This is a genomic window from Chryseobacterium foetidum, from assembly GCF_025457425.1.
GTDB classification, from domain to species: domain Bacteria; phylum Bacteroidota; class Bacteroidia; order Flavobacteriales; family Weeksellaceae; genus Chryseobacterium; species Chryseobacterium foetidum.
The window spans coordinates 3,205,208-3,228,769 of sequence record NZ_JAMXIA010000001.1; the positions used below are offsets into that span (position 1 = coordinate 3,205,208).

Below are 23,562 nucleotides of genomic sequence, written 5' to 3' on the forward strand. Positions count from 1 at the left end.
TTGTTTCATGGGATTTATTCTTTCATTGGTTTTCGTGATTCTTGTGCTGTCTCTTTTTCTGTCGAAAATAAAAAAGGGACGGGCGGGGGAGCTGGCCAGATTATTCAGGGTTTTGAGTCTCGTTTTTGCCATTTCACTTTTTACCTATTGGTTTATTAAGAAGAGCACGATTCGGATTGTAGATCATTCGGTTTCGCTCCAGCTCATCAACAAACTCCCACAGCCGCTTGATTTTTATTTAATCAAAATCAACAAAAGTGAGACAGCAGAGGCGCTGGAAACAAGTCATGTCGGAAAAATCCGTCCCGAATATTACAGAGTGGAATATCTGAATATGAAAAATTCCGACGAATACTGGATTGCAGGATATTTAGGCAAAAAAAATCTTGTTTATTTCTCGCAACATGCTGTTCCCAATAAAAATATGGATCAGATAATTGAAGTTCAGAATTACATCAATCAAAGCGAAAAACTTTCAGCCATCGCAAAAAAGGAAATTGAGGAAGACAATTATAAAAACATGTTTTCAGGAATTTGGGTAACCCTGAATCTCCTCCTGATTTTCCTGAATCTCGTCCTGATTTTGAGAAAGAAAAGTTAAAACAGACTCTGGGGATTTTCCTGAGCAAGTTTAGGAATGTGAATATCAGTTTTCCATTCTTTATTCATCTCTTCAATCAAATGGGCTGAAAGCAGTGGTGAAGCTTTTTCAAGATTTTGGTGAACAAAAAAGTAGAGATTCTGCAGACCTTCTTTCTTCCATTTCGTCAGATGTTTCAACCAGTCATCAAGTCTTTCGTAATCGCTTTCATGATTGGCTCCAACGTATCTGATAAAAGCGGTTGGAGTCGTCAGTCTCATGTGAAGCATATCTCTTCTTCCGGCGGTATCAACAATGATATTCGTAATATTATTATCCTCAAAAAGCTGACAGATTTTATCAAAAATCTCTTCATCACTAAACCATTCCGTATTTCTGAGTTCGATGGCTAAGGGCACCTCTTTCGGCCATTTATTCACAAACTGCTCGAGCCTTTCGTAGTCTTTGGGTTTAAAATTATCATGAAGCTGAAGGAAAACCATTCCCAGTTTTTCATCAAAATTCAAAACTGCCGTTGCAAACTGAGTTACGACATCATCGATATTCAAAAGTCTTCTGAAATGGGAAACGGTATTGGTTATTTTCGGAAAGAATTTAAAATCTGCCGGAGTTTTTTCCTTCCATGTCAAAACCTGTTCGGAGGTCGGCATTCCGTAGAAAGTAGCGTTCAGTTCGATAGAATTAAACTGCGTAGAGTAGTAGCCCAATTCGTCCTTTGTACCTTTCGGATAAAAACCTTTCAAATCAGTTTTGTTCCATTTTGCACAACCGATCGAGATATTTTCAAGTCCCTTTTTATTTTGCTTTAAAATTTCCTTGGTTCTTGAATGATCTTTTGGTAATGTAAAATCTATTTTTGACGGGTCTTCTACTTGTCCGAATTTCATTTGGCTTAAATTTTAAGAATTATTGGAAGGATTAGATTTAAACAAATATAAATAAATTAATGCGATTGATTTGAATTTTGAGAAACAAGAATTTCATCGATTTTCTCATTAATTTCTGAAATTATTTTGTCTAAATCTTCCATAATTTCATTATTCGAAAATCTGATCACTTGTAGACCATTGCTTTCTAAAATCTCGGTTCGTTCTCTATCTTTTTTTATTTGTTCTTGAAAGTTATGATATTGACCATCAATTTCTATAATTAATTTCAATTGATGACAATAAAAATCAGCAATGAATAAGTTAATTGGATGTTGTCTTCTGAATTTAAATCCTCTGAATTGATTATTTCTCAATTTTTCCCAAAGAATTTTTTCCGTCTGGGTTTCATTTATTCGTAGTGACTTAGCTTTGCTAAAAGAACTTCCTGAAGCACCTTTCCACATTCCTTCATCATAGTTTGGTTTGAATTTTTTCATTTGTGATTTTTATTAAAACTAAGAAATTTTTAGCAAATCAAAATCTTTACCCCAGCCCTAAAGGGAGGATTTTTGAAAGAGCATTTTATGCTTTTTCAGTAATAACCTCTTAAAATGCAGAAACGTGAATTGAAATTTGCTCCCTTTAGGGTCGGGGCAACAAATTTCATAGCTCAAATGTTGTACGAAAAACATTTTTATACATTCAATCCCCATCCTCCAGCTCAAAAATATCCTCCACCTTCTTCCCGAAATATCTCGCAATCTTCAAAGCCAAAACCGTAGACGGAACGTATTTTCCCGCTTCCATAGCATTGATGGTTTGCCTCGAAACGCTGATTACTTTTGCTAAATCTTCCTGCGTGATGCCTTTTAAAGCTCTTTCGATTTTAATGGTATTTTTCATTTTTTAAGCAGTAAATAATTAAATCTGAAAACATATAAAACCAGTGGCAGAAACATAATGAGAATCATCACGGTAAGAAATAAACTTCCAAAAACGGTAACGAATAGGATAAAAACTATAGAGTAGGAGACGATCAAACTCCAGAAAACCGATTTTAATCTTAAGCTCGAAATATACTCGTCTTCAATTTTCTCTTTTGAAAATCCTACCAAAATTCCGCCGATGATAATTAAAATCCCAAAAAAATTTGGAAATAAATCAATATCTGCAGTTTTCAAAAAACCTTGATTTTCATCACTGAAAAATCCCGAATTGTAGACAACCGGCAATGAGATTTCAAAATTTATCACTCCCGAAAGAGAAATCAGTCCCAAAATTAATGAGGGAAGAAAAATAAACCAACCGATAGTTTTAAAACGGTTCGGTAAAAGTTGTAATGTGTTCATGTTGTAAAATTTTGTTTCAACAAATGTAAAAAATATTTTACAATATGTAAAGTTTATTTTACTTTTCGTTTTAAATCGAAAAGAAAGAAACTAATTTTAATTAGATTTTTAAAACCACAAAAGTCACAAAAGGTGGAGCGAAAATTATAATCCTTTAAAGTTCAAATAAGCAGAATGTAACCAAACACCTTTTTTGCTCTTTTCAAAAGTTTATTTTTAACTTTTTCCGTCAAGCATTTCTTTTGTGACTTTTGTGGTTGTAAATTTTTGGTACAAAAAAAACCGCAGGAAAAACTCCCACGGTTATATATTCACAGCCACCTGGCTCTTTTTACTTTTTACTTGTTTCTTCCTTTAAGCTTCACAAGCCGAACACGTCACAAAGTTCACCATCATCTCCTTAGAAACAGATGAACTTCTTTGGTAATACAAAGTTTTCACACCTTTCTTCCAAGCCTCGATGTAAAGGTAATTGACATCTTTCACTGGCATCGTGGACGGGATCTGTAAGTTCAATGACTGCGCCTGATCGATATATTGCTGTCTCTGTGCAGCCTGAGAAATAATCTCCATCGGAGAAATTTCTTTGAAAGTTTTAAATACTGCTTTTTCCTCTTCAGTCAGTTCAGCAAGATGCTGTACAGAACCGTGGTTCAGCATAATCGTTCTCCATGTTTCTTCATTGTCAAGACCTTTCGCTTCGAGTAATTTTGCGAGATATTTATTCTTACGCATGAAGTTTCCTTTTGCCAGACCAGCTTTGTAATAGTTTGAAGCAAAAGGCTCAATTCCTGGAGAAGTCTGTCCCAAAATTGCCGAACTTGAAGTGGTAGGAGCAATCGCCATTACCGTTGTATTTCTCATTCCGTAACCTTTCAGTAATTCTGGTTCACCGTAGATGTTGGCCAGTTCTTTTGATGCGATATCTGCCTGTGCTCTGATGTGTTTGAAAGCTCTTGCATTAAACTGCGTTGCCTCAAAACTCTCAAAAGGAATCATGTTTTTCTGAAGGTAAGAGTGGTAACCCAAAACTCCCAAACCAAGCGCTCTGTGACGCATTGCGAAGTCTCTCGCTCCTTTCAGGTAATAGTTTCCTTCCGTTTTTTCGATAAACTCAGACAAAACAGCATCAAGGAAATAAATCGCCAACTGTACAGCGTTCGTATCTTTCCATTCGTCGTACAATTCTAAGTTCATAGAAGAAAGACAGCAGATGAAAGATTCCTCTCTGGTAGAAGGAAGCATAATTTCCGAACAGAGATTACTCGCATTAACGGTTAATCCTAGGTCTTTATAAACTTGTGGCTTGTTTCTGTTCACGTTATCCGTAAAGAAAATGTAAGGAAGACCTTTTTGCTGACGGCTTTCCAAAACTCTCGCCCAGATTTTACGCTTGTCGGCATCACCATCAATCATATCCTGCATCCAGTAATCCGGTACGCAAATCCCTGTAAACAGGTTCTGAATTGGACTTCCGATGTCTTTAATTGATAAAAATTCTTCAATATCACCGTGGTCAACATCAAGATATGCCGCAAAAGCACCTCTTCTCACACCGCCCTGAGAAACGACATCCATCGACGTGTCAAACAGTTTCATAAACGAAACCGCACCAGAAGATTTTCCGTTATCGGTTACCGCAGTTCCTCTGTTACGAAGCTCGCCGAAATAACCCGAAGTTCCACCTCCGATTTTCGTCTGCATAATCACTTCACCCATTTTGTGGGTAATTCCTTCGATGCTGTCCGGAATATGCACGTTGAAACAAGAGATTGGAAGACCTCTCTGCGTTCCCATATTCGCCCAAACCGGAGAAGAAAAACTGATCCATCCTTTCGTAATCATCTCCTTGAAAGCCGGCTGCAGTTCAGGTTTGTAAAGTTTTTTTGCTGCGGCAGTTGTGATTCTGTCGATTGCACCGTCTACGGTTTCGCCCTTCAGAAGGTAACCTCTGTTCAGCATTTGCTCAGATTCTTCGTTGAGCCACCAGATATCGCTTTTTTGTTCTTCCATCTTTTTATATTGTTATTGTCGCTTCCATTCCCGCTTGTCATTGCCGGGAATAGAGCAATCTGTTGTTTTAATATTTTTTTTAGGAGCAGAAAATATTGTCTTTCTCTTCACTCCTGTACCTGCTTTCCGCTATATCTTTTTTGTGATTGCTAACCACATTATTTTATCATTTTCACTTTTCTGCCATCGCAATCACAAAAAAGGATGCCGCTGCAATCAGGGCTAAGACGACGTTTCGTTTTTCCTTACTACCGAATCCTTTCATTGCGACCACTTTGTCATTGCGAGGAACGAAGCAATCTCTTTCAATTTGACTTTTCTGCTTTTATTTAAATCGACCTTGTCAAGGTCTTTTGCGCAAAAAATACTTTTTTAAGTTTTGGCTAAAGCCAAATGAATTTCTTTTTTTTACAAACGGGCTAAAGCCCGTTCCTATTGAAGTTTCCAGCCAAACCTCATAGGTTTCCAAAACCTATGAGGTTTTATCTAATTCTCCGTCATTGCGAGGAAAGAGGCAATCTTTTCTTTTTGTGGAAATGCTTCGACAAGCTCAGCATGACATCTCTAATACTATTCTTTCGTTTCTCGAATCACTCGCGCCCCGACTTGAACGGAGCTCTTTTTGTTATTGTGATTCGAAAATAGTTCAAAAAACTACTTCTGCTCTGTCGCAATAACAAAAAAGCGGGAGTGGAAGGCGGAAACAGGCGCCCAAATAATCTTAAATCTTGAATTTTAAATCTTAAATCTAGAATAGATCATTCGCCGTAATACTCTTATCGTGCTTCGTATAATCCACCGGTCTTTTTGCGAAGAAATCGTCCATAGAATTGGCAAAAACTTCCTCTTCAAACCATTTCATCGGGCTATATTGTTCTGCAGTGGTGTTGTAACGTTTTTCCATGTTGATTTTGGTTAAACTTTCGTCAACACGGTATTTCATAAAGTTGATTAAATCCTGTTTTGAGAACTTATCCAGTTCGCCCATTTCAAAGATCCAGTCCAGAATTTCTCCTTCCACCTCGATAGATTGGTCTACCAAAGTATAAATATCTTCAATATCAGAATCAGTCAAAAGGTCAGGCTGCTCTTCACGGATTTTGTTGATCAGATAAATCCCACCGTTCGCATGAATCTGCTCATCAATAGACGTCCATGCAATAATATTGGAAACATTTTTCATGAAACCTTTAAATCTTGTAAACGACAAAATAATGGCAAACTGCGAGAACAAAGACACATTCTCAATCAGAATACTGAACAGAAGCAGTGACGAAACATACTCTTTCGGAGTCGCTGAGTTAGCATGCTTCAGTACATTAGATAAAAACTGAATTCTCTTTTTCAGGGCAGGAACTTCGATTACGTGAAGAAATTCTTCATTGTATCCCAACACCTCAAGCAAACGCGAATACGCTTCCGAATGACGGAATTCGCACTCTGCAAACGTAGCACCCAAGCCATTCAGTTCAGGCTTTGGAAGGTGGTTGTAAAGATTACCCCAGAATGATTTTACAGAAACTTCGATCTGAGCAATCGCCAAAAGTGCATTTTTTACCGCATTTTTCTCGTGCGGCTCCAGCTGCGACTGAAAATCCTGAACATCTGCCGTGAAATCTACTTCTGAGTGTACCCAGAAAGACTTGTTGATTGCTTCTGTAAACTGAAGAACTTCAGGATACTCAAATGGCTTGTAGCTTACTCTTTTATCAAAAATTCCCATATCGAATTGTATTGTCTTTAAAATTTAAAAAAATGATCACTGTGTATAAAACTCAGGAGAGGGATAACTTTCTGATTCATCGATGTTTGAATCTTCAACTTATCAACTTTTGCGCTCACTCATCTCCTGTACCGTGCGAAGCACAAAGTTCGAAAAAAAGAAACGATTTGGAAAGGGCTAAAGACTAATTGGCTGTCTTTTAACCTTAAAAGTTTTCCACAATTACCTCAAACTCGCTCTGCCATTGGTTTAGAGTGGTTTATGCTTTTTAAAAGCCGTCTCTGTGAAATCTGGAATTAAACAGTGTTCTGTATTTATTTGATTATTAAAATTTTATATATCAAACACATCTTTTTTTTTAATTAATTGCGCAATCTGTAACAAATCTTTTCTCCAAGCTACTTATTGAATACAAAAACAAGAATCACTGCATGCTAGTAATTGAGGATTTACACAAATCATACGATACAGGAAAAAGCAAACTTCACGTACTGAAGGGCATTAACCTTACTATTTCTGCCGGCGAATTTGTCTCCATTATGGGAAGTTCGGGCTCTGGAAAATCCACTTTACTGAACATCATCGGGATTCTGGATGAGAAAGACAGCGGCGTTTACGACCTCGACGGCATTCCCATCGAACACCTGAATGAAGTGAAAGCAGCGGAATACCGTTCAAAATTTCTGGGTTTTGTTTTCCAGTCATTCAATCTGATTGGATACAAAACAGCTTTGGATAATGTTGCGCTCCCTCTTTACTACCAAAATGTTCCGAGAAAAGAGCGTAACATACGGGCCATGGAGTATCTTGAAAAGGTAGGCCTTGCACAGTGGGCAAATCATTTACCCAACGAGCTTTCGGGTGGACAGAAACAGAGAGTCGCCATCGCGCGGGCTTTGATTACCGACCCAAAAGTCGTTTTAGCCGATGAACCAACCGGAGCATTAGACTCAAAAACCACTCACGATATTATGAAACTCCTTCAGGACATCAACAACGAAGGTAAAACCATCATTGTAGTAACCCACGAAAATGACGTAGCTGCACAAACCAAAAGAAACGTGATTTTAAGAGATGGCATTATTGAAAGTGATGAGTTTATAAAGCAGATTGTTTTGTAGATGGAAGATGGAAGATGGAAGATGGAAGTTTTGAGTGTGTGTTGAAGAAAATTTTAATTACAAAACTTTGGTTTCGTAAAATTAGAAAAAAACAGACAATATTTATTAAATAAAACAGCGGAAGATTGGAGACTTCGGTCTTCTATCTCCCCGCTTCAAACTAAAAAAATCAGCGGTCAGCTTGGAAACTTCCATCATCCAGCTTCCCGCTTCAAACTTAAAAACTATGTTTGACTTAGACCGTTGGCAGGAAATATTCAGTTCGATCCGAAGCAATGTTTTGCGTACGGTGCTTTCGGGTTTTACCGTGGCATTGGGGCTTTTCATTTTCATTGTACTCTTCGGAATTGGTAAAGGTTTACAGAATGCCTTTACAGAAGGGTTTGCGAGAGATGCGCAGAATCTGATTACCATCGTTACAGGAAAAACCACGATTGCATACAATGGTCTGCAATCTGACCGTCAGGTCACGATGAATAATGACGATTACGATTTTCTTGTCAATGCTGATAAAGAAAAAGTAGGATACGCGAGTCCGAGATACACGGCTAATCTTTTGGTTAAATACGGAAAAGAAAGCGGAAATTACCAAATAAACGGCTCGGTAACTGATGAAAAATTTATTGAAAACAGAAAACTTTTAGACGGCAGATATCTTTCACCGAATGACGTTAAAAACAAGCAAAGTGTCGCAGTGATCGGTAGAATGGTGCAGCGTGATTTAATTAAAAACGGTAATCCTGTAGGAAAAGATATCGATATCAACGGAACCATGTTTAAAGTAATCGGTGTTTTTTCAGATGACGGCGGCGACTGGGACGAAAGGCATATTTCTGTGCCGATTTCCACACTTCAGCAGATGAAAAAGGGCTCTGATACGGTAAGTACAACTTTCATTGCTTACGATGAAAAACTGACTCCCGATCAGGCAATTAAATACGGAGACGAACTGAAAGAGAAACTTAAATCAAGAAAAAATGTTTCGCCTGATGATGAAAATGGTGTCCGTGTCTGGAATAATGCCCAAAATATGAGCGATACTTTTGTATTCATTGCCGTGCTTACTGCAATCGTAGGTTTTATCGGTTTGGGAACTCTGCTGGCAGGGATTATCGGTATCAGCAACATCATGGTGTACATCGTGAAAGAACGAACCAAAGAGATTGGCGTAAGAAAAGCCATTGGAGCAAAACCAAAAAGTATTGTTGCATTAATTGTTCAGGAAAGTGTTGTAATCACCGTCGTTTCAGGACTTGTGGGTGTAGGAATTGGAATTTTAACGTTACATCTTATCGGCGACAGTCTTGAAGAGTATTTCATCAAAAATCCAAGTGTTGGAACCACGGAAATTATCATGGCATTTATCGCACTTGTACTTTCTGGGTTAATCGCAGGATTTGTTCCGGCATACAGAGCTTCGAAAATTAAACCGATTGAAGCGTTGAGAACGGAGTAAAAGAGCCAAGGCAAAAGTACAAAGAGCCAAAGCGAAATTGGAAGAGCCAAGGTGAAATGAAATGAAAAGAATCACTTGAATTCATAGATTTAGAGGGAAATATAAATTTCCAGTAATAAAGATATTAAAAAATGAATATTTTATTTAGCAAAGATACATGGCAGGAAATTTATTATTCTTTGAAGAATAATAAGCTTCGTACCTTCCTCACCATGATTGGAGTGGGCTGGGGAATGTTTCTCTATGTAAGTCTTCTCGGCGCCGCAAAAGGAATGGAAAATGGTTTTGATAAACTTTTTTCCGGATTTGCAACCAATACGATTTTCCTCTGGGCACAGAATACATCTATTCCTTATGATGGTTTTCCTAAAGGCAGAGAGATGAGTCTTCGCCTTTCAGATATTGATCTTTTAGAAAGAAAAGTATCGCAGGTAGATTATATTTCCCCGCAAAATTCACGCGGTAATTTCGGAAGTGCCGGCGAGCAGATGTCAAGAAACGGAAAATATGCAACGTATACTTTAACAGGAGATTCACCTATTGGAAATAAAATTTCAGAGAAAAAACTGATTTTCGGCAGATATCTGAATGATGCCGATCTTTCACAAAATAAAAACGTAGCGGTCATTGGAGAAGAAATTTATAAAAACTTTTTTGATGCGAAGAAAAATGAAAATCCACTTGGAAAATCAATCAATGTAAAAGGCGTTTTCTTTAATGTCATCGGCGTTTTTAGGGTGAAAAGAGGTGGGCCAATGGAAAATGACAGAACAGCGTATATTCCGCTTTCTTCATTCACAAGATTATTCAACAACGGAGATAAAATCGATGTTTTTTCAGTCGTAAGTAAGCCCGATGCCGAAGTAAGTGAGGTTGAGGTCAAAATTAAAGATGTTTTAAAAACTAAAAATAAAGTTTCACCAGAAGATACCAATGCTTTCGGAAGTTTCAATCTCGGAAAGGAATTTAAAAAACTAACCGGATTTTTGGATGGAATGCAGCTTTTAACAATCATTGTAGGAACCCTTACAATTCTCGCCGGAGTAATTGCTATTTCAAATATTTTATTAATCACAGTAAAAGAAAGAACCAAAGAAATCGGAATTAGAAGGGCCTTAGGTGCAAAACCTTCGGAAGTCCGTAACCAGATTTTGCTGGAAAGTGTTGTAATCACACTCTCATCCGGACTTTTAGGGTTTATTTTCGGAATTCTTTTGCTGATGGTATTAGATCTGGCAACGCAGGGACAGGAGGAATTTCCTTTTTACAACCCTACAGTTAATTATGGAAATGTTTTCAGTGCGATGTCCGTAATGGTTTTCTTAGGCTTAATTATCGGAATGATACCTGCGCAGAGAGCGGTGAAAATTCGGCCGATTGAGGCGTTGAGGTCGGAGTAGGTTTAATAAGAGCCAAGGTAAAAGTAAAAAGAATCAAGGGGAAGAGCCAAGTTAAAAGTAAAAAGAGCCAGAGAGAAGAGCCAGGGAAAAAGTAAAAAGGGTCAAGTGTGATGCAGTTTGTATGAAGTTTACTTTAAAAGATAATAAGTCCTGAAAGGACGGGCTAAATTAGCATAGGGTGAAGCCCTATGAATTTGATAAGGAAATTTCATCCAGCCCTGAAAGGGCGACGTTCATTAGCTTGGGGAACAGGACCACGATTGAGTTAATGGATTTTTGATACGAATCCTGAATGGGCGAATTCATTTTTAGAAAGAAAAAAAACGAAGAAATATAAATTGCATTCATTAAAATTCAATTTAAAGAAAAATTAAAAAAATAAACTATATATGAAAAAGAAGTTCAGCTGGAAAAAAGCGATCTACATCGTCCTAGGAATTATTTTCGCAGGCGTCCTTATCATGGGAATTACGTATTTGGTGAAGTCAAATTCAAAGGAAAGTGTCACTTTTTTAACGAGAAAACCAACCGTTCAGACCATGGATGATAAAGTGATGGCGACGGGTAAAATTATTCCCAAAGAAGAAATTGAAATCAAACCCAATATCGCCGGAATTATCGATAAAATTCTGGTAGACGAAGGCGACAGAGTAGAAGCAGGACAGTTGATTGCTACTGTGAGAATTATTCCAAATATTGCGGAGGTAAATAATGCGACACAGAACGTTCAGAATTCGCAGCTTCAGATCAGCAATGCCAAAATGAATCTTTCCAACGCGCAGACTCAGTTTGGAATGTCGGAAAAACTGTTCAAACAGGGTGTGATTTCAAAACAGGAATATCTTACCGCTCAACAGCAACTTTACACACAGCAGCAGGCTCTCAGAAATGCAAATCAGCAGTTGGTAACGGCTCAGAAATCTTTACAGATCGTGAAAACGGGTGCTATTCCTGAATTACAGGGCTTGGCGACTACACAAATCCGTTCAAAAGCTGCCGGAACAGTGCTTGAAGTTCCTGTGAAAGTGGGAAGTCAGGTAATTGAGGCGAATTCATTCAATGCGGGAACGACCATCTGTTCGATTGCAGATTTAAATTCACTGATTTTTCAGGGTGAAATTGATGAAGCTCAGGCAGGAAAACTGAAGCAGGGCATGGGAATGAACATCGTGATCGGTGCACTTCAAAATAAAACTTTTCCGGGAACACTTACGATGATTGCCCCAAAAGGAAAAGATGAAAACGGAACCATTAAATTTCCTGTTGAGGGCGACGTGAAAAACCCAAATAACGAATACATCAGAGCCGGATTTTCTGCTAACGGAGAAATTGTTTTGAAATCAGAAAAAAATGCTTTGCTTTTGGATGAATCTTTAATTCAGTACGATAAAAAGAACGGAAAAGATGTTCCTTTTGTGGAAGTAAAACAGCCAGACGGAAAATTCAAAAAAGTAAATGTGAAACTGGGAGCCAGCGATGGTATCAACGTTCAGATTCTTTCAGGAATCGACAAAAATGCAGAGGTGAAAGTTTGGAATCCTTCAGATAAAGATAAAGAAGAATTGAAAGAAAAAGCGAAGAAGTAATTTCAATTTTCAGCTATAAAGAAAAAGTCCCGGTTGATTCGGGACTTTTTTGCGTTTGTGATCGACTGTTGATGTATTTGATCAGTGAGAATTAGCTTAAAAACTTGATTTCCTTATCTTTAAATTTATTTTTAACGACAATTTTATTCATTGTTTTCATCATTTTTCTGCGAAGTTCGGCGAGTTTTCTTACGTTTTTATCTTCGCTGTAATCAAAAATATTGTCTTTAAAACTGAAAGTGTCGCCGTCCTTAAATTCAATTTTGTTTTTTTTGAATTCGCCCAAAAGCATCAGATTGGTCATGCTCTCCAAAATGTAGTGTTCGGTTGTGCTCAGCGATTTCAGAGAATTCAGCAGTTGTTTCTTATATTTTTTCTTTCCCATAATTCAGACTTTTCAATTTTTTAATTTATGCAAATATATCATTTTCATTAAAACCAATTGTCGTGCCTTACGGTGCATTATTTAATAATTTCCGGCTGAGTTGAAAATGAAATTTTACATTTGAAGGTGTCATTGATTGTTTTAAAATTAATTCTACATCAATCCAACTTTTGTCTTTAGATTTAATCTAAATTGAAGTTGATTATGATGATAAGTATCTGTTTTGACATTAACATTTAATTAACTCAACAATCCTGAGTTTTTAAAATCCAGACATCAAAAAATCTCGTAAATCAATATAAACCGGATAGAGATTATCATTTGAGTTGAGACAAAATCAGCCTGAAAATTGATTGTTTTTTGATGGTTTTAAAAATGATAAACAGTAAACAATGTTCAATAAAGATAAAATGAAAAATATATTGGTTTTGATGGCTTTTGTTTTCGGTATTACAGCTTTTGCCAATTCATGCGAAAAGGCTGTAAAATCTAAAGAAAGTTTTTCTGAACGTGAAAAGAAAGAGGAAATGGAGAATAAAAATCTGAAGGAGGTTTATTTTGCAGGAGGCTGTTTTTGGGGAACCGAGCATTTTTTCCAGCAAATAAGAGGAGTGGTTTCAACAGAGGTTGGTTATGCAAACGGAAACAAGAAAAACCCAACTTATGAAGAGGTGATCAGTCATACAACAGGTTTTGCCGAAACTGTGAAAGTGAAATACGATCCAGAGCAGGTGGATTTAAAGTTGTTGATTGATCTTTATTTCAAAACCATCGATCCTACAAGCAAAGATCAGCAGGGAAATGACAGAGGAGATCAGTACAGAACGGGAATTTATTCAACAGATAAAGAGACTGAGGCGATTATCAAATCTGAGGTTGAGAAACTGGCGAAAAATTATAAAAAACCGGTTTTGGTAGAAACAATTCCTTTGAAAAATTTCTACAGTGCAGAGGCCTATCATCAGGATTATCTTGAGAAAAATCCGGGAGGCTATTGTCACATTGAGCCGGGATTGTTTGAAATGGCAAAAAATGCAAATCCTCCAAAAGCTGTGAAATATCAGAAGCAGGATAAAAAAACTTTAAAAAGTAAATTGACTTCAGAACAGTACAGTGTTACTCAGGAAAATGCAACCGAAAGACCTTTTGAAAATGAATATTGGGACGAAACGAGAGAAGGAATTTATGTCGATATCACAACAGGCGAACCATTATTTGTATCAACGGATAAGTTCGAATCAGGTTGCGGATGGCCAAGTTTTTCAAAACCGATTACGCAAAAACTGATTGAAGAAAAAAAAGACGGCTCGGCAGGAATGGAAAGAATTGAGGTTAGAAGCAAAACGGGTGATGCCCATTTAGGTCACGTTTTTGATGACGGCCCGAAAGATAAAGGCGGTTTAAGATACTGTATCAACTCGGCATCGCTGAAGTTTGTTCCGAAAGCGGAAATGAAAGCAAAAGGTTATGGAGATTATATTTCTCTTTTAGATAAAAAATAATACGTTTTCATAGTTTATTAGTGTTTGGTTAGAGATCGCCGCGAGGCGGTCTTTTTTTTTATTGATAAATCCACATCAGAACCGGTTTTGAAGATTTTTCTAAAATTGGATCTACTGCTCTGAAGGCATTGTTGGAAAGGGTAGGACAACCCCAACCTTCCGGTGAGCCTTTCGGAAAAATTTCCTCATCGCTCATTCTTTCCCATGAATGAAAAACGATAACTCTTTTCAGCGCATTATTATTTGTGTTTTCAAGGCCGTGCATGAGATATTTTGTTTTGACACCCCATTCGCTTACACCCCGAGCACCGATTTTATATTTGCCTAAAGATGAAAGATGGCTTCCATCCACATTGCTGAATTCCGGACTGTCTTTGGACTCATCTGAACTCCAGTCATTGCTTCCGCAACCGTGTCCGACCAAATGTTGGTGAGTAATTTTTTCAGTTTTAAAATCATAAACAAAAAATCTTTTTAGACCCGAATGCAGACTCATATCGATTAAAATTGCAAAATCTGTATTGAATTTATTTTTCTTACAGAAATCCAATGCTTCCAATGCTTTTTTGTAAGTTTTCGCTGAATCTAAAATTGGTTTTTCTTCCCTCTCATTATTTTCAAAAGCGACAGACAATCCAGTTTTATCCTGAGATTTGGAGCAGGAAATAATGCTTATCAAAAGTAAAAAAAGAAATAGATTAATGATGAATTTTGTTTTCATCCAAATTTAATTTTATTTAAAAGTATTAAAAAAATAAAAGCGATCCTTTTTAAGAACCACTTTTTATAATATTTAATGTGTTACGTTTATTCAAATATCAAATATCAAATATCAAATATCAAATCAACTTACCAATCTCTCTTCTTCAAAATCATATAAGACCCTCCGATGAAGATTGCACACCAAACGATGCAGGCAATTAAACTTTCTGTTGGGTAGGTGAATTCGTATTTTAAATTCATCATTTTTGCCATGTTGGTTCTTACCATCGGATTGGGAATTAGACTCGACATACTTTCCAAAGGAAAAAGTTTACTGATAAAAAAATCGTTCTGTAAAATTTTCATGCGTTCAGCGGCTTGCGTACCGGCAACTTTAGTATAAGTTTCAATTCCGCCAAGAATACCTTCGGCCACCCAGATCCCAAAAAAAGCAAGGAAAACAAAGATGGATTTTCTAAGCAATATGGATAAAAACATCAGAAAACAGAAAAATGTAAACAGTTTCAGGAAATAATTTCCGATGAAAAATATTTCTTCATAAATCAAAGCTGAATCTGTTGTGTTTGAATACCGATATCCCAAAAACAGGGTGATTGCAAAAACAAGAATTGTGGAAATCAATGTAAAAATACCGATAGTCAAAAGTTTTGAACCAATAAATTCTTCTCTGCTTAAACCGTCAATCGTATTTTGTTTAAACATTCTGTTGCTGAATTCCTGACAAATTGAAAAAACGATAATCAACCCTAAAAATATTTTCAGCAGGGCAACAGTCCAGGTTGTGAAATTCCACACTCCTGGAAAGTTATACATTCCCTGTTCTTTCAGATTGATGGTACTTCCGAAGACTTTCACGTCAATCAAACCGATACAAAGAAAAATAACGAGTATCGCAAAATACATAATCGTAAAAACCTTAAACGGTGTGTAATTCAGATTTTTGTAGTATTCTAATTTTAATAGTTTAGTCATGATTATTTAGTGTTTTTTACAAGTTCAAGGAATTGAGTTTCAAGAGAAAGTTTTTTCTTGTTGAGGTGTGAAAGGTAAATGCCTTTTTCCGCAAGATTCTGGTTGAGCATTGAAGCTGATACCGAAGCATCGTCACGCACGTGAGCTTTTACAAATTCACCCTCAGATTGCACCGAACTGAACCAGTTTAAAGATTCCAGTGCTTGTAGAAGTGCAGCATTATTATCAGCTTTCAATTCAAAAAATCCTTTATTGCTGGTCATTTCATCCACTCTTCCGCCGTAGATGGCAGTTCCCTGTTTCAAAACAATCACATGGCTGCATATTTTTTCAATTTCATCCAAAAGGTGACTGGCGATAATGATCGTAATTCCCTGTTTTGCAATCGTTGAGATAATTTCCCTGATCTGAATAATTCCTTCAGGATCAAGCCCATTGGTTGGTTCATCCAAAATTAAAACTTCCGGATTGTTGAGGAGAGAAGAAGCGATCGACAGACGTTGCTTCATTCCCAGAGAAAATGTTTTAAAAGCATCTTTTTTTCTTTCTAAAAGCCCTACTGTTGCCAAAACTTCATCAATTCGGCTGTGAGGAGTTCCTTTAATTTCAGCTACGATTTTCAGATTTTTTTCAGCGCTCAGATAAGGATAAAAATTGGGCTGTTCGATGATGGCACCGATTCTTTTTAGGGTTTCGGGATCTGTACCTTTTTTTCCAAACCAATACCATTCTCCCGAAGTAGGATTGATGGTGGAAAGAAGCATTCCGAAAGTCGTGGACTTTCCGCTTCCGTTGGGACCAAGAAGGCCGTACACGTTGCCTCTTTCAACATCAAAAGAAATTCCGTTCACAACGACTCTTTTGAATTTTTTTGTCAGATTTTTTACTGATAAAACTTTTTCCATGTTTATTTTGCTTTACGTTTAAATAGTAGAACAATTCACGGGTTTGTTACAAAGTCGATGAATGTTTTAAATAACTAAATTTCTAATCTGTAAGAAAAACATTCAATACGGTAAGTTTTAACTTTAAATTTAAATTCATCTTTTTTTCTGCTATCATTTATAAATTCGTAAACTCTACCATTTTTACTGTCCAAATAGAATTGACTATTTCCTAAAGCTTCTTTTCGATTAAAGTTTTTCAAAATTTGATTATAAATCTCATTTGTTTTCCGTAAACAAGAATCAATTTCTTCAATTTTATATTTATCGACTCTATTAATACTATAAATATAATGTTGAAATATTTTTGGTTTTAAATGTAAATTTTTTTCAGTATTTAAAATACTTTCCATTAATTCTTCAATGATCAATCCAAATTCTTCCGGGGTAAGATTTAGCTCAGTAACAATCTTTTTTAGTTGAATAGAGAAGTTAGTATTAGTTTTCTCATATAGTTGTTTTTGTTTTTCACCCTCAAAATTCCAATAATCAAAATACATGTTTGAAAAGAAAGGAATTGCATAAAATTTATTTTTTTTACGAAAAACTAAAATTTCATCATAATCAATTTTTTCAGGATTTCTATATAGAGAAATAGATAAAGAGTCTAAATCTAATTCCTTAGATTTCTCTAATTTTTTATCTATCATCGGAAAATTTTTTAAAATAGAATTAATACTTTTTTCAGCACTGTCAAAACCTGAATTTTGTTTTTCACAAGAGGTTATCAAAAAAGATAATAAAAGAAGTAGAAAATTTATAAGTAATCTCATGATTTTCTCCCGATAATTTTAGTTTGTTATAGAACCTAAATATAAGAATAATTTGTTACTGAAGTTTTCGAAATCAATATTCAAATCTCAAATCTTGAATCTTCATCTTGAATCTTGAATCCTGAATCTTGAATCTTGAATCTCAAATCTTGAATCTTGAATCTTGAATCTTGAATCTTGAATCTTGAATCTTGAATCTTGAATCTAAATTTTGCAAAAGCAAAATTTAGTATATTTGAATATGAAGCTTACAGAACTCGCCCACGAACTCAGCATATCTCCGGAAGCCATTAAAAGATTTATTCAGGATTTCGATCTTGAACTTGGAGAGTGCATTTCTACTAATTTCGACGTAAAAGATGATTTTGAAAAATTTGCCCGCGAAAATTCAGATTTTCTGCGTCAGTATGAGAAAGATTTGGATGAAAATAAATCGGCAAAAGAAATTGCAGAAACTATACAACAACCCGAAGAAAAAGTAGAACAGATAATTAAAGAAAGTCAGAACAATATTTTTGACAATGGCTTTTTCAGATCATCGGTTTCAAGTTTTGGGGTCGATCAGAAGCTGGGTGGAAATTACCAGTTTGTCTATAATTATTTTGGAAATAAAACCAGCCTCCAACAGCGTGATTTTATAGGTTACCGAGACTTATTCTTTTATATTTCAGGAGTTTTGGAGCCATTTCTCGATCCGCAACAGATCAAAGACTGGGGAATCCACAAACCTGCGGGAATTATTTTGTACGGGCCTCCGGGAAGCGGAAAAATTTTCTGGGCTAACAAAATTGCTGAGATCATCGGCTATAAATTTAAAGAAATCAAAAAACACTATCTTTCAAATTCGCTTATAGATGGTAATCAGACAAATTTTAATGATTTCATCAACACCATGTTGAAAGATGGAAAAGCAGCTCTTTTTCTGGAAGATTTCGATGAAATTATGATGGAACGAAATGCCGAAAACAATGTTGCCACCTGCAATCTGGAAACTCAGGAAGTTATTTTGCATCACATCAGCAAATTTACCTCTTCAGATATTTTAATGTTAGGTTCGGCCAACTCGGTTTCAGGAATTGATGAAGAAGTTATTGCACCAGGAAGATTTGATGTTCTGGTTCCTGTTTTTCCTCCCAACGCGGCGGAGAGAGCGGAAATTATTCTCTATTCGATGCTGAAAGGTCTGGAAGAAGACTCTTTATTATTTAAAATTCTGAAGAGCAACAAAGCAGATAAAATTCCTTTCTGGCACAGTGTATCTACACAGATGAAGACGTTCAGCAACACCATGATCATTGATTTTAGCCAGAGTTTGAAAAAGAGGATTAAAAATCTTTACCAAAAAACAAGAAATGAAAAGTTGGTAATTGATCAAAATCTCATCAACGGCGCTCTGCGTGAAGCGGCATCCAAACTTACCGAAGAATATCTTGGGCAAGTTGCTCAGTTTATTCATGATGCCATCGTTAATAATCTTGAAGATTTTCAATTCAGAATTAAATCTTTAAAAGATGAACTGGAATCCTATCGTGCAGTAGAGCAGCCAAGAAGAGCGATCGGTTTTCAACATGGGGAAGAGGAGGAGAAAAAATGATTAGATACAAATTTAATCTTAATATTTTATCACCAATTAAATATTCTTAGAAAACAAAAGACCAGACCTAACCGCTGGTCTTTTGTTTTATTAAGATATGATGTAAATATTATTTATTCGCAAAATTGATTTGTTTTTCATGATTAATTTTCATCATTTATCCCTTTTTTAGCCATTTTCCTTAGCGTAGAGTATGTAGTGAGTACCTGTGTTTATGCGATTTACAGCTATATTTGAAAAGTAAAACATCTTATATTGGTGAATATTTATTTTTCATCTAATATTCATTTTGTATGTTATTTAAAAGGTGAATTGAAGTTTAGTTTGTCTTTTTACTAATCATTTGTGTGAATATTTAACAATTAAAAAATGAACTCATAATATTTTTTTAAACACTAGCCAAATACGCTCATCTATGAAAAAACAACTCCTTTCTCTTAGTTTGATCTTAGCTTCTTTTGCTGTTAATGCACAAACTTACCAAACTCTTTCGCTATCTGGATTTAATGCTGATGTCATTGCAAATGGTATTGGTGGTGCGTCTACGTCAACCAATGCAAGTCTGGACAAGCCTACAGACAATTTCGCTTACATGTCTAAAGATTTTAAAGTTACTGCATCATCTGCAACACTCACTTACGGTTTGCCTGAAAACGGTTTAATCACTTCTGCTGTTCCAGGTACTAGTGGTCTTACTTATCAGTTGGCTTCTTATAACGGAAATAATTCTTTAAGACTTCCCAACGCCAATGATACCGGTACGTTAACCCTTGCAACTCCGGGCTCTGCAAATACACTTTACGTTTTGGCGGTTAGTGGAAGTGGCCCTTCTACTGGTGAGATCACGGTGAATTTTGCAGATTCTACAACGCAGATTTTTGCCAATATCAATTTTCAGGATTGGTACGATGGAGCAAATTTTGCAATCAAGGCAATCGGTAGAATTAACAGGGGTTCAAACAGTATCGATGCTCCCGGTACAGCGGAAAATCCAAGGATTTATCAGATTCCGTTAGCTATTTCTGCGGCAAATCAAGGTAAAGTGATTACTTCAGTTACGGTAAAGAAAACGTCAACTGCCGTTACAGTCATTAATGTTTTTGCAATCTCTGCTCAGGGGCTTGTACTTTCTGTAAAAGATGCAGAAGCTCTGGAAAAAACAGGAATTTATCCAAATCCTTTCTCAGATTATTTAAATTTTAATGACATATCTGAGGTTGCCTCAATTAGTGTTCTAGATTTTTCAGGAAAAACTCTTTTAAAGGATGTAAAACCGGAATCTCAACTTAATTTATCAGCTCTTGAAAGCGGTGTTTATACTTTAATCATCAAAGATAAAAACGGGAAACAGACTTCAAAAAAAGTGACAAAGAAATAATCTGTTTTCAGATATTTTTTCAGAAGAATTAATGTTAGATTTTAAGATCAGACCTGTAGTTGATACAGGTCTGTTTTTTATATCTAAAGCTTTACAGAAAGTGATGATATTATGCGTAAATTTGCATTTCAAATTTTTTAGCTTTGATCAATAACGACCAGATAAAAGACACACAGGCAAGAATAGAAGATCTCAGAAAATATCTTCAGATCGATAAAAAGAAAATCGAGATTTCTAACGATGACGAAAAAACCGCTGCACCCGAGTTTTGGGACAATCCTAAAACTGCTGAAGCATTTCTGAAACAGCTACGGTCCAAGAAAAAATGGGTGGAAGCTTATGAAGAAATCAATACTCAGTTTGAAGATCTTCAGGTTTTAGTAGAATTTGCCAAAGAAGATTCAGATTCTGAAAAAGAACTTGATGAGACTTTCCCTCTTTTAATTGAAAAAATTGAAGATTTAGAGTTTAAAAATATGCTTTCTAACGAAGGCGATGAGCTTTCGGCTGTTCTTCAAATCACAGCAGGAGCTGGTGGTACCGAAAGTTGCGACTGGGCTGCGATGTTAATGAGAATGTACACGATGTGGGCTGAGAAACAGGGTTACAAAATCCGCGAACTGAATTATCAGGAAGGTGATGTAGCAGGTGTAAAAACGGTCACGCTTGAGATTGAGGGTGAATTTGCCTTTGGTTATCTTCGTGGCGAAAACGGTGTTCACAGACTTGTAAGAATTTCGCCATTTGATTCTAATGCAAAACGTCATACAAGTTTCGTTTCGGTTTATGTTTATCCTTTGGTGGATGATACAATTGAAATCAACATTAACCCTGCCGATATTTCATTTGAGACAATGAGATCATCTGGTGCGGGTGGTCAGAATGTTAACAAAGTAGAAACTGCAGTCCGCCTTCGTCACGCTCCTACAGGAATTATTATCGAAAACTCAGAATCCCGTTCGCAGCTACAGAATAAAGAAAAAGCGATGCAGCTTTTAAAGTCCAGACTATATGAAATGGAACTTGAAGAAAGACTGAAAGCCCGAAATGAAATTGAAGCCAATAAAATGAAAATCGAGTGGGGAAGCCAAATAAGAAATTACGTGATGCATCCTTACAAACTGGTAAAAGACGTACGTTCGGGTCACGAAACTTCTGATGTAGATGCTGTGATGAATGGAAATCTTACGCCTTTCCTCAAGGCCTTTCTGATGGCAGACGGAACCGCAGTTTCAGACGACGATTTCGACCTATAAAATATCATGTTTACATTTACGTTAAAATATGCTAATATATTTTCAGCATAATTTTATTAAGCTTATTTTTGTTCATCATCATTATATATGGAATACAATAGCTGGAGAGATTTATTAAATCCCGAATTTTACATCAACATGGGTGGATTTTGGGTAATTCTATTCATAATTTTTGCCGAAACAGGCTTGTTTGTAGGGTTTTTCCTGCCTGGAGATTCATTACTTTTCGTTTCAGGAATTTACGCCGTAGACATTATTTCAAAAACATTCGGTTCTACAGGAAGTGACTTTTTAGATACTACTTTGCTGGCCTCCGCTGTTGCATTTGCTGCAATCGTCGGAAATCAGGTTGGATATTGGTTTGGGAGCAAAACAGGACCGGCTTTGTATAAAAAACAGGATACTTTTCTGTTTAAAAAGAAATATCTTTATCAGGCACATGATTTCTTCGAAAAAAACGGAGCTTTAGCTGTAATTATGGCGAGATTTTTACCGGTGGTGAGAACCTTTATGCCGATTGTTGCGGGTATTGTGAGCATGGATAAAAAAGCTTTTCTGAGAGATAACATTATTGGTGGTATTCTCTGGTCATTCAGTTTGATTTTTGCAGGACATTATTTGGATAAACTGTTCATGGATCAGTTCGGAATTAATCTGAAAGAAAAACTGGAATTCATCATCATCATTATCGTTTTGGTGACAACAGTTCCGGTAATTCTGAAATTTGTTTTCGGTGCACCAAAAGAAAATCCAATTGTGGAAGATAAAGTGCTTGACGAGTTGATTGATAAAGAACAAGATAAAGAAAAATAATATTGAACCTGCTCCGGCAGGTTTTTTTGTTTTGAGGATAAGGCTGAGGTTAAGGTTAAGGTTAAGGTTAAGGTTGCGAATTTCAGGTTTTTCTTGAAGAAGGCTCCAGAGATTTATTAATTTTCACCCCGTCATCCAGCGTCAATCATCCATCAATCATCATTCATCACCCATCATACATCAATCATCAATCATCAATCATCACATATCCTTAATCCACTCCAAAATATTCGGATAAATAATGCTGTCTCTTTTGGTTTTATTAAAAAATCTGGGAGCATGACCCGTGTTTTCCATAAAAACCAGTTTGTGCGGAATGTTCTTTTCCGTTAAAACTGAATCCAGTGCTAAACCCTGTTTTTGATTCACCAGAAAATCTGTATTCCCCTGAAATAAAAGAGTAGGAACCGACGAAACATTGGCAATCGGACTTGCTGTTTTAAATTCCTCAGAGAGATTTTTTCTTTTAAATTTGGTTCCAACCATTTTCTGAATACTTCCGGAAGTATATTTCGAATAAAATGATTTTAAATATTCATCAGAAAAAAAATCAGTCGGTCCGCTTAAAGAAATTATTTTTTTAATTCTCTCTGGGTTTTTATAACCGTAGAGTAGAGCCAGATGCCCACCCGCACTTTCGCCCAAAAGAATATAATTATCGGGCAGCAATTCTGATTTTTCTGCAAGGGAATTAAATTTTTCAATCGCCAAATCAATATCCTCAAGCTGTTCGCGATAAGTAATTCCTTTTTTTACCAAACGGTAATTCATATTAACACTCGGAATATTATTGGCAAAAAGCATTTTCTGGATTTGAATCATGTGCTCTTTTCTGCCGTATTTCCAGGCACCACCGTGAACAATCAAAACTACAGGAGTGTCTTGCGGATAATCGGCTGGTAAGAAAACATCCATTTTCTGGCGTTTGTCTTCGCCGTATTTCAGATTGTAAACCTTTTGAGAATTGTTCCCCACCCAAACCCGAAACTTCGAGTTGCATGAATTTAAAACAAAACCTGCCAATCCTAAAACAAAATAGTGGTAATTGAGAATCAGCTTTTTCATAGAGTAAAGGTAGGGAGAAAATTTTACTGACATATCTTA

Annotated in this window: 22 protein-coding genes; 10 read left to right on the forward strand and 12 right to left on the reverse strand. The window is 36.2% G+C overall.

Going from position 1 to position 23,562, the window contains the following annotated elements; all coding sequences use genetic code 11:
* The first annotated feature begins 7 nt into the window (after positions 1-7).
* A complete protein-coding gene (locus NG809_RS14955) occupies positions 8-601 on the forward strand; it encodes a hypothetical protein (RefSeq protein ID WP_262151970.1) in 594 nt (197 codons plus the stop codon).
* Here NG809_RS14955 and NG809_RS14960 read toward each other — a convergent pair.
* The 6 genes from NG809_RS14960 to NG809_RS14985 all read right to left on the reverse strand — a co-directional run bounded on the left by NG809_RS14960 (position 598) and on the right by NG809_RS14985 (position 6,555).
* Positions 598-1,488: a DUF72 domain-containing protein gene (locus NG809_RS14960; RefSeq protein WP_262151972.1), complete on the reverse strand. Its 891-nt coding sequence runs from the start codon at positions 1,486-1,488 to the stop codon at positions 598-600. The two genes, NG809_RS14955 and NG809_RS14960, sit on opposite strands and share 4 nt — an antisense overlap.
* A 56-nt stretch (positions 1,489-1,544) precedes the next feature.
* Positions 1,545-1,967 carry an endonuclease domain-containing protein gene (locus NG809_RS14965; protein ID WP_262151974.1) on the reverse strand — a complete coding sequence of 141 codons (423 nt, stop codon included), beginning with the start codon at positions 1,965-1,967 and terminating at the stop codon, positions 1,545-1,547.
* Positions 1,968-2,172: 205 nt separating this feature from the next.
* Complete coding sequence (locus tag NG809_RS14970; RefSeq protein WP_262151976.1) at positions 2,173-2,373, reverse strand: helix-turn-helix transcriptional regulator; 201 nt, start codon at positions 2,371-2,373, stop codon at positions 2,173-2,175.
* On the reverse strand, positions 2,370-2,819 hold the full coding sequence (locus NG809_RS14975; protein WP_262151977.1) for a hypothetical protein: 450 nt from the start codon (positions 2,817-2,819) through the stop codon (positions 2,370-2,372). Before NG809_RS14975 ends, NG809_RS14970 begins: the two co-directional genes overlap by 4 nt.
* Before the next feature lie 354 nt (positions 2,820-3,173).
* Positions 3,174-4,832 (reverse strand): ribonucleoside-diphosphate reductase subunit alpha, encoded by a 1,659-nt coding sequence (locus NG809_RS14980; RefSeq protein WP_262151979.1) that lies wholly within the window; start codon positions 4,830-4,832, stop codon positions 3,174-3,176.
* 748 nt (positions 4,833-5,580) lie between these two features.
* On the reverse strand, positions 5,581-6,555 hold the full coding sequence (locus tag NG809_RS14985; RefSeq protein ID WP_262151980.1) for a ribonucleotide-diphosphate reductase subunit beta: 975 nt from the start codon (positions 6,553-6,555) through the stop codon (positions 5,581-5,583).
* Between the two features lie 431 nt (positions 6,556-6,986).
* Between NG809_RS14985 and NG809_RS14990 the strand changes: the two genes are divergently transcribed.
* The 4 genes from NG809_RS14990 to NG809_RS15005 all read left to right on the forward strand — a co-directional run bounded on the left by NG809_RS14990 (position 6,987) and on the right by NG809_RS15005 (position 12,118).
* Entirely contained in the window at positions 6,987-7,676 is a 690-nt protein-coding gene (locus NG809_RS14990) for an ABC transporter ATP-binding protein (protein WP_262151982.1), read from the forward strand.
* 226 nt (positions 7,677-7,902) lie between these two features.
* A complete protein-coding gene (locus tag NG809_RS14995; RefSeq protein ID WP_262151984.1) occupies positions 7,903-9,132 on the forward strand; it encodes an ABC transporter permease in 1,230 nt (409 codons plus the stop codon).
* A gap of 131 nt (positions 9,133-9,263) precedes the next feature.
* Positions 9,264-10,532 carry an ABC transporter permease gene (locus NG809_RS15000; RefSeq protein ID WP_262151986.1) on the forward strand — a complete coding sequence of 423 codons (1,269 nt, stop codon included), beginning with the start codon at positions 9,264-9,266 and terminating at the stop codon, positions 10,530-10,532.
* Between the two features lie 389 nt (positions 10,533-10,921).
* Entirely contained in the window at positions 10,922-12,118 is a 1,197-nt protein-coding gene (locus NG809_RS15005; protein WP_262151988.1) for an efflux RND transporter periplasmic adaptor subunit, read from the forward strand.
* 91 nt (positions 12,119-12,209) lie between these two features.
* On the opposite strand, the gene NG809_RS15010 is transcribed toward NG809_RS15005, so the two are convergent.
* Complete coding sequence (locus tag NG809_RS15010) at positions 12,210-12,503, reverse strand: hypothetical protein (RefSeq protein ID WP_056077064.1); 294 nt, start codon at positions 12,501-12,503, stop codon at positions 12,210-12,212.
* A gap of 410 nt (positions 12,504-12,913) precedes the next feature.
* On the opposite strand from NG809_RS15010, the gene msrB reads away from it, so the two are divergent.
* The gene (gene msrB / locus NG809_RS15015) at positions 12,914-14,005 is read left to right on the forward strand and encodes a peptide-methionine (R)-S-oxide reductase MsrB (protein WP_396124876.1); all 1,092 of its coding nucleotides are present in this window, start codon (positions 12,914-12,916) and stop codon (positions 14,003-14,005) included.
* Positions 14,006-14,063: 58 nt separating this feature from the next.
* Here the strand turns inward: msrB and NG809_RS15020 are convergent, their stop codons facing one another.
* From NG809_RS15020 to NG809_RS15035, 4 genes are all read right to left on the reverse strand, one after another.
* Positions 14,064-14,726: a murein L,D-transpeptidase catalytic domain family protein gene (locus tag NG809_RS15020; RefSeq protein ID WP_262151990.1), complete on the reverse strand. Its 663-nt coding sequence runs from the start codon at positions 14,724-14,726 to the stop codon at positions 14,064-14,066.
* A gap of 128 nt (positions 14,727-14,854) precedes the next feature.
* Positions 14,855-15,700: an ABC transporter permease gene (locus NG809_RS15025; protein ID WP_262151992.1), complete on the reverse strand. Its 846-nt coding sequence runs from the start codon at positions 15,698-15,700 to the stop codon at positions 14,855-14,857.
* A 2-nt stretch (positions 15,701-15,702) separates the two neighbouring features.
* On the reverse strand, positions 15,703-16,605 hold the full coding sequence (locus NG809_RS15030; RefSeq protein WP_262151994.1) for an ABC transporter ATP-binding protein: 903 nt from the start codon (positions 16,603-16,605) through the stop codon (positions 15,703-15,705).
* A 74-nt stretch (positions 16,606-16,679) separates the two neighbouring features.
* Complete coding sequence (locus NG809_RS15035; RefSeq protein ID WP_262151996.1) at positions 16,680-17,417, reverse strand: hypothetical protein; 738 nt, start codon at positions 17,415-17,417, stop codon at positions 16,680-16,682.
* A 241-nt stretch (positions 17,418-17,658) separates the two neighbouring features.
* Here NG809_RS15035 and NG809_RS15040 point away from each other — a divergent pair, with 241 nt between their 5' ends.
* From NG809_RS15040 to NG809_RS15055, 4 genes are all read left to right on the forward strand, one after another.
* Positions 17,659-19,011, forward strand: a complete 1,353-nt coding sequence (locus NG809_RS15040; RefSeq protein WP_262151998.1) for an ATP-binding protein — start codon at positions 17,659-17,661, stop codon at positions 19,009-19,011.
* A gap of 415 nt (positions 19,012-19,426) precedes the next feature.
* Positions 19,427-20,389, forward strand: coding sequence for a T9SS type A sorting domain-containing protein (locus tag NG809_RS15045; protein WP_262152000.1), 963 nt, complete (start codon positions 19,427-19,429; stop codon positions 20,387-20,389).
* 143 nt (positions 20,390-20,532) lie between these two features.
* The gene (gene prfB, locus NG809_RS15050) at positions 20,533-21,645 is read left to right on the forward strand and encodes a peptide chain release factor 2 (protein ID WP_262152002.1); all 1,113 of its coding nucleotides are present in this window, start codon (positions 20,533-20,535) and stop codon (positions 21,643-21,645) included.
* An 87-nt stretch (positions 21,646-21,732) separates the two neighbouring features.
* Complete coding sequence (locus NG809_RS15055) at positions 21,733-22,458, forward strand: DedA family protein (protein WP_262152004.1); 726 nt, start codon at positions 21,733-21,735, stop codon at positions 22,456-22,458.
* Positions 22,459-22,659: 201 nt separating this feature from the next.
* On the opposite strand, the gene NG809_RS15060 is transcribed toward NG809_RS15055, so the two are convergent.
* Entirely contained in the window at positions 22,660-23,556 is an 897-nt protein-coding gene (locus NG809_RS15060; protein ID WP_262152006.1) for an alpha/beta hydrolase, read from the reverse strand.
* Positions 23,557-23,562: the final 6 nt, after the last annotated feature.